The following is a 13226-nucleotide window of genomic DNA, read 5'->3' as shown; positions in this document are numbered from 1 at the left end:
GAGCTAACGCAATGCTGTCCGGCGTTATCCAGATAACATCGCCGACATAACCGTTGGGCCTTTATCGTTGAGTCTTTGCGGTGCGAAATTATAACGTAGAAAAAACGTTGAACCGATGTTTTGGTTTTTTTTCTGGCTGTAGAGGCGTATGCCTGAATTCAAAGTTTTGTTTTTAATATTTTAAAATCAATGGATTGAATGAGTGTCATGGCGGAAGGTTACGGGATTATCACCAAATGAACTGAGTGATTAATAAATATGAAACGCTTTTAAATGATGATTATCATTTTTTTATTATCAGTGATATTTGAGATAATGAATGCTCACCAATACCGGTGAGCTAGCCTTTTTTCCAATACGTTCGCTAAATACAGTAACAACAACCTGTACTTTAATATAGGTATCGTGAACATCAGTTGACTGTAACAAAATAATTAAATTAACGCGCAGTTTGAGGGGGATGTATCCATCGGTCAGCCAGCCCGACCATTTACTGAGGTCGGGCATGAAAAAAATAACCTGCGGCCAGCGAATGTAGGCCGATTACGTATCAGGTTGCCTCGATGAGGTTATTCGGCGGTAGGCGGCGTTGCTTCAACGAGAGGAAACCACCCCTGTGCCATCTGGATAACGCCCCACAATTTGTCGGGAATGGCCAGTAATGGCACGCGATCGGCAGCTAGCGCAGTGGCAATCTCGGTTTCCCGGCCTTCGCCTGCGAGCTCGACCCAGGTTGGGTTCATCACCAGGCCTTGCCCAATGGCGACCAGTGATAATCCTGCGCTTAACGCGTTTTCGGCGTCGCTGGGGGTTCGAATCAGGCCCGCTGCGATGAGCGGAATACGCTCTGCGACATGCTCAACAAGTAACTCTGCGGTTGTATGCTCGCCGCTGTAGTCAGCAGGCCTGGCGTTAGGGATGTCAAAGAGCGACGCATGAAGGTAGTCGATGCCTGCTTCAATCAGTTGGTCAATTAACACGTAGCTATCATCGATACGCAGAGCGCCTTCACCGGCCTCTTCTGGCGATAGACGGTAGCCAAGCAAGAAAGGCCGTTTGGCATGTTCAGCAATTACCCGCTGGACTTCGCGCACTATGGCTAAGGGGAAACGCATACGGTTGTCGAGCGAGCCCCCCCATTTATCGTCGCGCTGGTTAAACATGGGCGAGAAGAAATTCTGGATGAGAAAGCCATGAGCACCATGCAACTCGATGCCATCAAAGCCGGCTTCAATGGCGCGACGAGTGGTTTCACCGAAAGCGATGATGAGCGCTTCAATTTCTGTCTCGCTCAGAGCGTGAGTGGTCACTTCAGCGTTATTGAAGGGGCTGGGCGGCACCTGTAATGCACTGGCGCTGACAACGCGCCCATTCGGTACGAGGTGGGGTAAGGCTTTATTGCCTGCGTGGAAAATCTGCAATATAGCGAGAGCACCGCCGCTTTTAGCCGCGTGTGCGAGGCGACTGAGGCTGGGAATGAAGCGATCATCATGACTGGCGAATTCGTCAGTAAAACCGATGCCATCCGCTGTTACGTGCGTACACCCGGTGATTACCATGCCAACGCCGTTGACCCGGGCACGATAGTAAGCCACTTCTTGATCAGAGATAGTGCCATCCGGGTTTGCCGACCATGTGGTCATCGGTGCCATGACGGCGCGATTACGCAGGGTCAGTCCGTTCTTGAAAGCAAAAGGCTGAACCAGCCTCGATGTGGTTGGGGCCATAACGGTAAATCTCCATCAATAAAAAAGTGGGCAAGAACCGGTTGTTAGCCGATGTGGGGCAGTATGGTGCCGAAGGCCCCGAGAGCGTTTGCCGGAAATGGGGTGTTTTTTGCCTGATTTGATGACTTTCTATCTGTCATTCTGTTGTTGGTAAGCAGGAGTGGTAAGCTGAATCAGGGTAATCAAAGTGTAACTCTCAGATTTTATGGGGATAGAGTATGAACGCTCAAGCAAACCTGGACACTGGTGAACTTGCCAGCCTAATAGGTAAAATTGCACAAATCGACGGAGACTATGACACATTGATCCCGGCGCTAAAGCTTCGGCGTTGCAGCTCAACCACCGATCCGAAGCCTTGTATCTACGGTCTTGGCCTTGTCTTGATTGTGCAAGGCAGTAAGAGGATCACTCAGGGAGATGAGGTGTTTGACTATGGTGCCGGGCAATCTCTTATCACCACGGTGGACATGCCTGTTGTCGCGTATGTGACGCGTGCCAGCCACACCGCCCCTTTTCTTGGCATGTGGCTGGCGCTTGACGCGCGCCTCATCGCTCAGGTGGCAGCCGAAATGGAGTTTACGACGCCGCTTCCGATTTCAACAGCCCGGGGAATATCCCTGGTGACACTGGAGCCTGGCTTACAGGATGCGCTGACCCGGCTACTCAGACTGTTGGCCGAACCGTCGCTGATCCCTCTTCTCGCGCCCTTAATTCAACAGGAAATTGTGGTTCGCTTGCTGAATGGTGGGCACGGTGCCAGCCTGCGCCGCCTCGTTGCTATCGGCTCTCCCAGCCAGCAAATTGCCAAAACGATTACATGGATTAAACAGCACTACACGGAAAATATTTCGATGGATGGGCTTGCTGAAAAGGCCCACATGAGTGCGTCCACTTTTCGGCAGCATTTTCGCGCAGTTGTCGGGGTGAGCCCCTTACAATACCTGAAAAACTTGCGCCTGCTTGATGCCCGGCAACTGATGCTCAATGAGCGTCTGGATGCAGGCACGGCCGCCACGCGGGTCGGGTACGAAAGCGCATCCCAGTTCAGCCGGGAATATAGCCGATTATTTGGAAACCCGCCGAATCGAGATATCAAAAGGATGCGCGAGTCCACCCAGATAAAAGATAATCATGGTCACTCACCGGGAAAGCCTATTGTTATAACAACGGGTTTAACCTGATATCGGCAAAGAATCTTATGGATAGTCGTATAGCCAGAGAGGGGGGAGAGGAGGAGAGGAGAGAAGTAACGAAGCCGTTTTAACCCGCTCTGAATCCGCCTTGCCCCCAAGTTTCGAAGCGTGCGTCATTCCTGAATGGCAACGTCATTTGGGCCGGTTTTAGGCGTTGGTGAGCATTTAGGACGGCGGCTATGGCTTTCAATACCCACAGCCGCCGCCGTTGAATTTCTCTGCCCCTAACGAGTCAGCGTAGTGAAATGATGTCTATGAATTAAATGATTGTAACATACTGATATTGCTGAGATAACGCAGTCAGTTGCTGTCTTGCCCGTTACTCATCTTACCGTCAGTTCTGGCGCATACTTATGAACTTATCTTGGTCGTGCAGTATCGGGCAATCTGCCATGCGCCAGCGGCGGGTTTATGTAGCAGAAACAGCTCCTGATAAGCCGATGGCGTGGCGATACCCGTTGCCTTGTTTGTTTCTGTCCCTTCCGTCGCGCTTCGAACGAATGCCCAGTCTGGGCTGATTTGCTCCACTTCCTTTATTTCATATTTCATACTGAAGCCGGTTGTTTCAAATACGCTATTATAGGCGAGCGCAAGCTCATCCTTGCCTATTGACGCTGGCCTGCCTGGCCCCATAAGCACGCCATCATGAGTATAGGTTTCGAGTAAAGCAGGGATGTCGGCACGATTAAATGCAGTCAGATAAGCTACTGTTGCCGCTTCAATTTTCACCAGTTCTTCATTCAATGTCTTACTCATTACTATTCCTCATTCCTCACTAAGTGTACGCGTGTCGGGGCCAACTAAAACTGACCACCGCTTTAGAGTTTTCCCAGTATCCATCCGGCTGTTATGCCAACAGTTTCCGCGTTGGCTCATACTCTGCATGACCCGTTAGGGCTGGGAAACAATGCATCCGCTTAACATAAAGGGGATTGATTAAGTGGACTAGACGCATAAAAATACTTAGCCTTATCATTTAAATGATAAATGGTGTGGAGAGGATGCTTTGCGTCGCGATGAAATTGCAGATCTGACCGCGTTTGTGGTTGTTGCTGAAGAACGTAGCTTTACCAAAGCGGCCCTCCGCCTGGGGATGGCACAATCAGCCCTGAGCCAGATAATTCGCCGTGTTGAGGAACGCCTGGGTCTGCGACTTCTGGCACGCACGACACGAAGTGTTGCGCCAACAGAAGCTGGAGAGCGCCTGCTTGCAAAGCTTGGCCCGATGCTTCATGACCTCGACCTTATGATGAGCTCTCTCGGTGAGCTGCGCGACCGGCCTTCAGGAACGATTCGGCTCACGACGGTGGAACATGCGGCAAAGACAATACTCATGCCTGCCATTGAGCGATTGCTACCAGAAAACCCAGAAATTCAAATTGAAATCAATGTTGACCATGCATTGGTGGACATCGTGGCCAATCAGTTTGATGCGGGCATCCGCCTTGGGGGAGAGATAGACAGGGACATGATTGCTATGCGGATTGGGCCAGACATCCCGATGGCAATCGTTGCCAGTCCGGCCTATCTGGCAAGATTTCCGGCACCCCAAATACCCACTGAGATAGTCAATCATAACGTCATCAACTTCCGGCTGCCAACATCTGGCACAGTAATAGGATGGCGGCTGATGAGTGACGGACGTGAAATAAAAGTTAAAGGTAAAGGACAACTGGTCGTGAATACTGTTGAGCTACTGGTCAACGCAGTGCTTGATGGCCATGGTCTGGGATATATTCATCTTGATCAAGTGCAAGGTTTTATCGATAGCGGAGAACTTATCCAGGTACTCGATAAATTCACACCGGACATACCGGGTTATCATCTTTACTATCCTCATCGCAAGCACCACTCTTCTGCGTTCTCTTTACTCGTAGAAACTCTCCGATATCGCCACTAATCTGTTAGGTATTTTGCGATGGAAATTTTGCTGTATATCGATAAACCGTCCGCCTTCAGCGTCAATCGCTAACTCAAAACAGGATTGTAGCTGTTCCGAAATTCGATTTTTGTCGTGGTCAACAAAATCAGTGCCGAAATGCCACGTCGTAAAAGCGCGCTGAATGACGGTGGCATGCCGTAAGCCTTTCTGTGCGAGCACAAGATAAAGAGCCGGTTTTAATGAGGAATACGGAGGCTGGCATACAAAAAAAGTCCGCCTGAGCGAACTTTTCATGCATGACTTTATGCAGGACAAAATCAAAAAATGCATTCAATGACTTGATTTTGTTAAAAATATGGCGGTGAGGGAGGGATTCGAACCCTCGATACGTTTTCACGTATACACACTTTCCAGGCGTGCTCCTTCAGCCACTCGGACACCTCACCGGGGTTGCTGCCATGCAGCAATGCGGCGCTACTATAGGGAGTCGCCCAGTCACGGTCAAGCAGTATTTATGGCTTTCAACATGCCTGGCTAAGTGTTGAACGAATAAATAGACTTGAGGCAAAAAAAAAGACCACCAGCAAAGAGGTGGTCTTAAATATCATAATGACAACAACCAGACTTAGGCCAGCAGGGATTTGATGAAGCTGGTCAGTTCAGCGTCTTTGCTGTTGGCGAAGAAGTATTCCTGGAATTTCGGGCCGGCGATTGCACCTTTAACCAGATCCTGATCCAGACCTTTCAGGATAGTGATCAGGTCGCGGTAGGTTACTTCTTTCACTGCATCCAGAATTTTTTTGTTACGCTGCTGCGGAACAACGCGATCGCTCGGATAACCACGGCCGCCTTCTTCTTTAAATAACTGGGTAAACAGGTTTTCCAGGTTCAATTCAGCACCCCAGCCGAAACCTTTAGCATACGGCAGAGAGACGGCGTTGCCGTTGTTGATCTGAGAAAACAGATAAGCGTCAGACGGGTCAACAACCAGACCGCAGATAACGCCCGGGAAAGAGTTACATGCGAGCATTGCACCCTGACCAGTACCGCAACCTGTTACGACAAAATCAGCCGCGCCGGAGTTCAGCAGGATGGCAGCCAGAATACCATTCTGGATATAGGTCAGCTGTGCGGCATCTTCAACGGCGTATTGGCCATAGTTGTCAACAGTATGGCCCAGCGGCTCTACGGCTTTGGTCAAGGCTGCTGCGATGATGGCGTTTTTGGCCGCCTGGCTGTTCTCGTTAATCAGTGCAATTTTCATGTTCGTTCCTTTAGTGATACCCACAACGCTATTGTGTGCGGAGAATTACATTTTTTAAAACACTATTTCATTTAGTCCCCCAGTATACCTTGCTCCACTGAAACAGCAAACCACCAGAATTGGGAATTGATCGCAAAAACGTGATGTGGTCGTCGCCAGTGAGGAGATATACGGTTTTGCAAAAGTCGCAGACGGAGTCATGCAAGCAAAGGCAGCGTTGGGTCAGGTGAGCGCAAAACGACGGTGAAACGGCAGGGAAGAAGCGGGCAATGACGCGTGTTCAGTGACATCATACAAGGGTGATGGAGACTCCCGACACGAGAGGTACTGTGCCGGGAGATGAGATTAGAACGTGCTGGTATCTTTAAACAGGCCAACTTTCAGGTCAGTGGCGGTATAGATGAGGCGGCCATCGACCAGCACTTCACCATCGGCAATACCCATGATCAGTTTACGGTTGATAACACGCTTAAAGTGGATGCGATAGGTCACTTTTTTGGCATCTGGCAGGACTTGTCCGGTGAACTTGACTTCACCTACGCCTAATGCGCGGCCTTTACCTTCACCGCCCAGCCAGCCCAGATAGAACCCGACTAACTGCCACATGGCATCCAGACCCAGACAACCAGGCATTACCGGATCACCGATAAAATGGCAACCGAAGAACCACAGATCCGGCTGAATATCCAGTTCTGCTTCCACATAACCTTTTCCATGAAGGCCGCCTTCTTCGGTCATTGAGATGACACGATCCATCATCAGCATGTTACCGGCGGGTAATTGTGGGCCCTGTGGGCCAAACAGTTCACCCCGGCCGCTGGCGAAAAGGTCTTCTTTGGAATAGGAATCGCGTTTATCTACCATGTTTCTATAAGCCCTGTTTTTGTGGAGCACGCAGGTTAGCGTACAGATGTACGCCGAGCAAGTCCGTTACTTCTGGCCCAACCAGTTTGATTAGCGGAAAAACCAAGGGAAACGCCGCCGCTCTTGAGGTAACAGTTGTGCTATACGTTCACGAATCGTCGCCAGCAGGCTTGGCTGTTGCTCGTCATTATACGGAACGCCAGTCAAGATAGTCAGGGCTTCCGCCACAGACTCTACGACGTAAATGTGGAAGGTGCCGTCTTTGACCGCATCAATCACCTCTTGCTGCAGGCAGAGATGCCGTTGATTGGTTGCCGGAATAATGACCCCCTGCTGGCCTGTTAGGCCTCGTCGCTGACAAACCTCGAAAAACCCTTCGATTTTTTCATTCACCCCGCCAATTGGCTGCACATGACCGAACTGATCGACCGAGCCGGTCACAGCTAACTGTTGGCTGATAGGCTGTTGCGATAGTGCGCTGATTAATGCGCTCAGTTCCGCCAGTGAAGCGCTATCACCGTCTACTTCGCTGTAAGATTGTTCGAAGACGATAGAGGCGGAGAAGGGGAGCTGCTGTTCCAGTTCCAGTTCAGCTATCAGGAATGCCTGCATGATCATCATGCCTTTGGCGTGCAGGTTGCCACCTAATTCCGCTTTACGCTCGACATCCGTTAGCTCGCCGTCGCCGGGATGAACGACGCAACTAATACGGGTAGGTTCCCCCACCGTTAGCGGATAGCCGGGGTATTCCAGCACGGACAATCCATTGACCTGGCCGACGACATCCCCCTCGGTTTCGATCAGTATTTGGCCTAATTCGATTTCATCTTGCATCCGTTCGGCAAGATACCCCTCGCGCCAGCGGCGGGTTGTGACCGCGTCGGTAATGGCTTGTGCGGTAATCTCATCTTCACGGGTATAAAGCATCGCATGGTTGAGTTGATGCACTAGCCACTGTGGGCAAAGTGGGACGTTACCCTGATCGCCACTATAGCGCACGGCAAGCGTGAAGAGCTCAGGCCAGGCATCAGCCGAAAGAACCGGCAACTGATGCTCAAGACACAATGCATTGATATACGCACACCAATGCACCATATCTTCCGGGTCAATCAATTGCAGTTGCGATTCAAACTCGCCATAAATCGCCAGCTCGCCAAGTTCCGGCTCAATGTCGTGGATGTCAGCCAGACTGTCGCGATCGCCCAGTATGACCAGACGCAAATCGACAGGCATCGGGGGAATACTGACGGGCAACGGTTTGCCTTCATCTGGCGACAGCCAGTGATACTGCTTGCTGAGGATAATTTGCTTTAGTCTTAGCCACATAAGCGGCTGCGCTAATAAGGTGCGCGCGGTGAGAATTAAGGTTCCGCCGTTTACCTTATGGATCAATCCCGGCTGGAGGCTGACTTGGTCTTGAAAGAGACGCACGCAGCCAAACAATTGCTCTGACTCTATCCACTCTTGGTAAGCGCTATGCTGTGTGGCTGCGAAATTATCATCGGGATACTGTGCCGGGTGACAGCTAATTTGGTGCCCGTTAATCTGATAACGGCAGCCATGCAACGTACCGGATGGCTGTGCTAATTGGTCAATAGCGTGATCAATCAGTGCCAGGTAAGCATCATTCTCTTGTGCTTTCAATAGCATAAAACGAGAAGGCGAACGAGGGTGGCAGAAAATCGTCAGTGCATCAGCAAGACGAGGCTGCACCGTTGCAAACTCGGCGGGAGCAAGTTGAGCTGCCTGAGAGAATAATGTCTGATATGGCGTATGATCGGGCAGTAATTGCTGCCATTCGAGTCGGTTATTGGTCAAAGTATCTGCTGTAATCGTTTAAAGGGAAAGCGCAATTATACAAGAATTCTTGAAGCTGCATATGTGCTGTGCCTCGAGAGAGCAACCTGAGAGCATCTGGTGTAAAGCGCTGAACAAAAAACAATCAGCAAAAGATTGCCTGTTAAGGGCATATCAGGCAACAATGTACGGGTATTCAGCCATGCGACAGGGCCATAACAGAATGAAATATCAGCAGTTAAAAAATCTTGAATCCGGCTGGAAGTGGAAATATCTGGTCAAAAAACATCGTGAAGGTGAACCCATTACACGATTTGTTGAACAGAGCGCGGCAGATGAAGCGGTGGCACAACTGCTGGCGATGGAGAGTCAGCCGGTGAAGGTGCTGGAATGGATGAGACATTTCATGAATCCAGCGCTGGAGAACCGGATGAAGCAGACAATACGCGCTCGTCGCAAACGGCATTTTAACGCAGAGCATCAGCACACTCGCAAGAAGTCTATCGATCTGGAGTTTTTGGTTTGGCAGCGTTTGGCTGCTCTTGCGCAGCGACGCGGCATAACGTTGTCTGACACTATCGTACAATTAATCGAAGATGCTGAATATAAAGAGAAGTACGCCAGTCAGATGTCGGTATTGAAGCATGATCTGGCCGCGATCCTTGAACCCTCGTCAACAAAACAGCCCTCAGCGGTGAAAAGCTCAAATTAAAGCGCGCAGTTTGTTTGGGGCGCCATCGTTCATCGTTAAACGTTGAAGTATGCGATAGTCATCGATAACAAGACGGGTATATGCAATGGCGTCACAGCCGCGTAGACAGTATTGCTATAGCCATAACCACTTTTATCTAAAGGTTATTATTCTCTGATGATTTATTAAAATAACAATAATTAAAAAAATGAAAAAACAAACACGACGGGAAAGCTCAACGGCCAGGTTATCCCGATTAATATTGAAGCCAGAATACGCATCATCCACGAATTATCCCGGCTCATGAGGAGTGTGAATAACATTGAAACCGGGAGCCCAATAAAATACAGGGTTCTTATCATTTCCCACAAATGATGGTGTGACACATTGGTATCCTTATCGTTGTAGGGACTAGTTGTAGGGGCGCGTATTCTATGTTGTTAAAATTTCATTATCAATCAATTAACTAGATATCGATTTATCTTTCTTCAGATTTCTGCCCGGCATGTGCTGATATCAGATAGGCATTGATGCAGAATGTGGGCTGCCTCACGTTATACAAGCGCTCGCTTGACGTACCTGAATCAATGATGCATTAGGGTAAATGTTAATTTTTTGTTTCTCTTGCTGTTTGCGGCACTGAGAAAACGGTTTATTAATGATAATAGATGGAGTGGCTATTTATTTTTGATGGTCACGTCAAAAAAATGTAATGCAGAAAATTCTTATCTCTGTTTTTACTGCGATAAATTACTACGATAAATGTGCTGTTGATGGTCTGGCGGGATAATTTGAGACGTCTGTCGATAACCTGTGGCGCGGTTATCTGTGCCATCTTGTCACCAACGATGTCAGCATGTTGAAGCCATCATTGTGTTTTGGCGCTATAGCACAGTAAGAACATGCTTTTCTGACATTTTTTTGAGGATAAGATGACGGTTATATTAATTTTTTGTTTCACTATAGACTTTGGCGTCATACTGGCATAGCTTGAGGTTTTCCGCTGCCATAAAGGTAACAAAATGAGTGAGATATCAAGTCTATCCCTGAAAATTCCACAGGATCTCAAAGAGAAGATTAAAGCAGCTGCGCTGGAGAATGAGGTTTCCCTTAGCGCTGAGGTTTGTGCTCGTTTGGTGAAGAGTTTTGATATCGAAGAACATGCCCATGATGTGGATGAGGCAGACGCCATTGATAATCAAAATACAGAAGAAATTGTTGAACAGCCGTTAACAGCAAAAGAAATAAAAAAATTACGTCAGTTATTAAAAGGCAAAGGACTCGCCAAGAAAAAATAGTTTTTATTTCTTTCTGTGCCGTGTCCACCGCTATTGGGCACGGTATAATTTCCCGCCCCATAAAATTGCTACATCCCTTTCTACTATAATGTCATGTCGGGCTTGCTCTCTCCGTCGGCGTATTCCTTTTTTTACCTGTTTTCGGGAACGGAAAGCATAATTTTTGTACTTAATGACAAGACGCCTTTTCTTTCATCAGGCTTAACATTATCGCTGTGTTTTTTCTATCCGTTTCCTTGCTTTTAGACATAAAACGATGTCCATTTTTCTTGTATCATGATGGGCATACTATTAACGCTCAGAGCGCTGATATCACCCTTTTACAGGTTATAGTAATGATGGTATTTATTACCTCAATAGGACTCAACGTGCCAGGTGGTATGTGGCGTAACATGGTATCTAACTTGTTGTAATATTTTAGGTTAACAGGTAGTGATGTTGTCATGATACTGATGGCATGATAATGAATTTATAGCATTCCTGGAGAACACTACTCATGGAGGATAATATGAACCCTGTTTTACAAGCGCTATTATGGTCATACCACACAATTGGTTTTGAACCTATGACGGAGAGCTGCGCTCTTAACAATGAGCCATTTTTTGATGGCATATTTATCATACGTCAGTATGCTGAACGTTGATGTTATCAGGTGTTCAGATGCTGAGAGCTCGTTAAGTGAGAACCAGTGAGGCAAGGACAGATGCGCTATCTGTCCGTCGTTATTATCCGGGTTTATACTTAACAGCGCATATGGATGTAACATGTAATTAATGCTGTATTGATTACATGTTATTTATAGGAAGGTCGTCAAAGGGAATTAATGAAGGGGCGTGAAATGAATTTTTCCAATTTTAAAATAGGCTATAGACTCGCGGCTGGTTTCTCATTTGTTATTCTTATGTTGTTAATTACAGGCATCGTGGCGCTAAGTAAATTAAGCGATTTTAACCAAAAAATGAATTACACCGTTTCGATGCTTTATCCAACAACCGCGAAGGGTAATCGACTGATTGATGAGTTAAATAATGCACTGATGGGGCAGCAATTGATATTGATGATGGACTCTAAAGAGGACATTAAAAGGCAAAATGAGGAAACAAATAAGTATTCTGCGGAAATTACCAGCTTGTTGTCGGATCTAACGGCACATGCGAATGATGAGCGGTCGGTCAGCTTATTACGTGATATTCAGAAAATTCGTGCCGAATACGCAGTTTCAGGTAATAAACTCATGGAGCTTGCCAGCCGTGGCGATAAACAGGCCGCCATCACAGAATTACTTCACGTCTCCTTACAGCTACAAAAAAAATATAAAGAGAAAGTCGCTGAATTCATTGACTATCAAGACGACCAAATGGTTCTGGCCAGCCAGAATGTACAGAAAAATTATTTCGACATTAAAATCGGTTTATGGCTGGTACTGATTCTGAGTACCGTGGCGGGGGGCATGATAGCCTGGTGGATGACCCATAGTGTCACACGACCATTGCATGAAGCCTTGAAACTGGCAGAAAGAGTCGCGACCGGCGATCTAACCTTTGAACCAACGGTGTGCCACAAGGATGAAACCGGGCAACTGTTGCATGCGCTATATAATATGAATGACAGCCTGCGTCATATCGTTAGCCAGGTACGCGATGGCGCAGAAACCATTTCATCCGCAGCCTCGCAAATTGCGGCCGGCAATCAGGATTTATCGGCGCGCACGGAAGAACAGGCGAGTTCGCTTGAACAAACGGCTGCTTCTGTTGAACAGTTGACCGCGACTATCAAAAACACAACGGATAACACCAATCATGCTGCGTCGTTGGCGGGGCAGGCTTCGGATATCGTGCGGCAAAGCGGTGACATGATGGCGAATGTCACCCGCGAAATGCGCGAGATTCGTGACGGCTCTACGCGTATGGCCGAGATTGTGAGTGTGATAGACAGCATTGCGTTCCAGACAAATATTTTGGCCCTTAATGCAGCCGTTGAAGCCGCGAGAGCGGGTGAGCAGGGGCGTGGGTTTGCGGTTGTCGCCAGCGAGGTTCGAGCGCTGGCACAGCGTAGCGCCAATTCCGCCAAGGAAATAAAAGCGTTGATTGACAGCTCCGTGCAACGTATTCAAGACGGTATGCGCTTAGTGGAAAGTACGGAGCAGATAATGGGCGAAGTCATTGAAAATGCCCATCATGCGGGAGGCATTATTCGCGAAATCGCGCAAGCCAGCCAGGAGCAAAGTGATGGCATTAACCAGATAAACCTGGCGATTGGACAGATAGATGTGACAACGCAGCAAAACGCTGCTCTCGTCGAGGAATCAGCAGCTGCGGCCTTGTCATTGCAGGAGCAGGCTCAAACGCTGGCGAAAACGGTCAGTGTATTCAAACTGGATGCTCGTACAAACCAACCCATCGGATGGCAGCATCAGCACCACAGCCAGGGGCTGGGCTTGATGAACGTTAGCGAAAAAAACCAGCAGGGCACGCCAAACTGGGCTGCATTTTAGGTTATACCGCATCGCG

At 48.3% G+C, this 13226-nt stretch carries 12 protein-coding genes, 1 tRNA gene and 1 pseudogene; 5 read left to right on the top strand and 9 right to left on the bottom strand.

Annotated elements, in window-relative coordinates; genetic code table 11:
* Positions 1-297 precede the first annotated feature (297 nt).
* Together O1Q98_RS04495 and O1Q98_RS04490 are read right to left on the bottom strand one after the other, a co-directional pair.
* Entirely contained in the window at positions 298-507 is a 210-nt protein-coding gene (locus O1Q98_RS04495) for a hypothetical protein (protein WP_125259009.1), read from the bottom strand.
* A 62-nt stretch (positions 508-569) separates the two neighbouring features.
* Positions 570-1727, bottom strand: coding sequence for an NADH-dependent flavin oxidoreductase (locus tag O1Q98_RS04490; RefSeq protein ID WP_125259010.1), 1158 nt, complete (start codon positions 1725-1727; stop codon positions 570-572).
* A 218-nt stretch (positions 1728-1945) separates the two neighbouring features.
* Here O1Q98_RS04490 and O1Q98_RS04485 point away from each other — a divergent pair, with 218 nt between their 5' ends.
* Positions 1946-2908 carry an AraC family transcriptional regulator gene (locus O1Q98_RS04485; RefSeq protein ID WP_125259011.1) on the top strand — a complete coding sequence of 321 codons (963 nt, stop codon included), beginning with the start codon at positions 1946-1948 and terminating at the stop codon, positions 2906-2908.
* On the opposite strand, the pseudogene O1Q98_RS04480 reads toward O1Q98_RS04485, so the two are convergent.
* Positions 2890-3114, bottom strand: a pseudogene (locus O1Q98_RS04480) (IS481 family transposase); the annotation flags it as partial. The gene O1Q98_RS04485 and the pseudogene O1Q98_RS04480 overlap by 19 nt on opposite strands.
* Positions 3115-3271: 157 nt before the next feature.
* Positions 3272-3676, bottom strand: a complete 405-nt coding sequence (locus O1Q98_RS04475) for a YybH family protein (protein WP_125259012.1) — start codon at positions 3674-3676, stop codon at positions 3272-3274.
* A 250-nt stretch (positions 3677-3926) separates the two neighbouring features.
* Here O1Q98_RS04475 and O1Q98_RS04470 point away from each other — a divergent pair, with 250 nt between their 5' ends.
* A complete protein-coding gene (locus O1Q98_RS04470) occupies positions 3927-4820 on the top strand; it encodes a LysR family transcriptional regulator (RefSeq protein ID WP_125259013.1) in 894 nt (297 codons plus the stop codon).
* A gap of 338 nt (positions 4821-5158) precedes the next feature.
* Here O1Q98_RS04470 and O1Q98_RS04465 read toward each other — a convergent pair.
* The 4 genes from O1Q98_RS04465 to O1Q98_RS04450 form a co-directional block, all read right to left on the bottom strand.
* Positions 5159-5248 (bottom strand) — tRNA-Ser (locus tag O1Q98_RS04465).
* A gap of 179 nt (positions 5249-5427) precedes the next feature.
* Positions 5428-6066 (bottom strand): RpiB/LacA/LacB family sugar-phosphate isomerase, encoded by a 639-nt coding sequence (locus tag O1Q98_RS04460; protein WP_125259014.1) that lies wholly within the window; start codon positions 6064-6066, stop codon positions 5428-5430.
* 345 nt (positions 6067-6411) lie between these two features.
* Positions 6412-6930, bottom strand: a complete 519-nt coding sequence (gene fabA / locus O1Q98_RS04455; RefSeq protein ID WP_125259015.1) for a bifunctional 3-hydroxydecanoyl-ACP dehydratase/trans-2-decenoyl-ACP isomerase — start codon at positions 6928-6930, stop codon at positions 6412-6414.
* A 90-nt stretch (positions 6931-7020) separates the two neighbouring features.
* Positions 7021-8748 carry an AAA family ATPase gene (locus tag O1Q98_RS04450; RefSeq protein ID WP_125259016.1) on the bottom strand — a complete coding sequence of 576 codons (1728 nt, stop codon included), beginning with the start codon at positions 8746-8748 and terminating at the stop codon, positions 7021-7023.
* A gap of 202 nt (positions 8749-8950) precedes the next feature.
* Between O1Q98_RS04450 and matP the strand changes: the two genes are divergently transcribed.
* Positions 8951-9439, top strand: coding sequence for a macrodomain Ter protein MatP (gene matP / locus O1Q98_RS04445; protein WP_125259017.1), 489 nt, complete (start codon positions 8951-8953; stop codon positions 9437-9439).
* Positions 9440-9618: 179 nt separating this feature from the next.
* On the opposite strand, the gene O1Q98_RS04440 is transcribed toward matP, so the two are convergent.
* On the bottom strand, positions 9619-9804 hold the full coding sequence (locus tag O1Q98_RS04440; protein ID WP_125259018.1) for a GhoT/OrtT family toxin: 186 nt from the start codon (positions 9802-9804) through the stop codon (positions 9619-9621).
* A gap of 636 nt (positions 9805-10440) precedes the next feature.
* On the opposite strand from O1Q98_RS04440, the gene O1Q98_RS04435 reads away from it, so the two are divergent.
* Both O1Q98_RS04435 and O1Q98_RS04430 read left to right on the top strand, forming a co-directional pair.
* Positions 10441-10716 (top strand): hypothetical protein, encoded by a 276-nt coding sequence (locus tag O1Q98_RS04435; RefSeq protein ID WP_125259019.1) that lies wholly within the window; start codon positions 10441-10443, stop codon positions 10714-10716.
* An 838-nt stretch (positions 10717-11554) separates the two neighbouring features.
* Positions 11555-13210 carry a methyl-accepting chemotaxis protein gene (locus O1Q98_RS04430; RefSeq protein WP_125259020.1) on the top strand — a complete coding sequence of 552 codons (1656 nt, stop codon included), beginning with the start codon at positions 11555-11557 and terminating at the stop codon, positions 13208-13210.
* Positions 13211-13226: the final 16 nt, after the last annotated feature.

This window comes from Dickeya lacustris, assembly GCF_029635795.1.
In the GTDB taxonomy this organism is placed as follows: domain Bacteria; phylum Pseudomonadota; class Gammaproteobacteria; order Enterobacterales; family Enterobacteriaceae; genus Dickeya; species Dickeya lacustris.
The sequence above is the reverse complement of the archived record's forward strand: the minus strand, read 5'-3'. Positions and strand labels throughout refer to the sequence as shown.

Excerpts from the sequence above, each read along its gene's own strand:
- O1Q98_RS04495 (WP_125259009.1), bottom strand. The coding sequence starts at position 507 with ATGCCCGACCTCAGTAAATGGTCGGGCTGGCTGACCGATGGATACATC.
- O1Q98_RS04490 (WP_125259010.1), bottom strand. The coding sequence starts at position 1,727 with ATGGCCCCAACCACATCGAGGCTGGTTCAGCCTTTTGCTTTCAAGAAC.
- O1Q98_RS04485 (WP_125259011.1), top strand. The coding sequence starts at position 1,946 with ATGAACGCTCAAGCAAACCTGGACACTGGTGAACTTGCCAGCCTAATA.
- O1Q98_RS04475 (WP_125259012.1), bottom strand. The coding sequence starts at position 3,676 with ATGAGTAAGACATTGAATGAAGAACTGGTGAAAATTGAAGCGGCAACA.
- O1Q98_RS04460 (WP_125259014.1), bottom strand. The coding sequence starts at position 6,066 with ATGAAAATTGCACTGATTAACGAGAACAGCCAGGCGGCCAAAAACGCC.
- fabA (WP_125259015.1), bottom strand. The coding sequence starts at position 6,930 with ATGGTAGATAAACGCGATTCCTATTCCAAAGAAGACCTTTTCGCCAGC.
- matP (WP_125259017.1), top strand. The coding sequence starts at position 8,951 with ATGAAATATCAGCAGTTAAAAAATCTTGAATCCGGCTGGAAGTGGAAA.
- O1Q98_RS04435 (WP_125259019.1), top strand. The coding sequence starts at position 10,441 with ATGAGTGAGATATCAAGTCTATCCCTGAAAATTCCACAGGATCTCAAA.
- O1Q98_RS04430 (WP_125259020.1), top strand. The coding sequence starts at position 11,555 with ATGAATTTTTCCAATTTTAAAATAGGCTATAGACTCGCGGCTGGTTTC.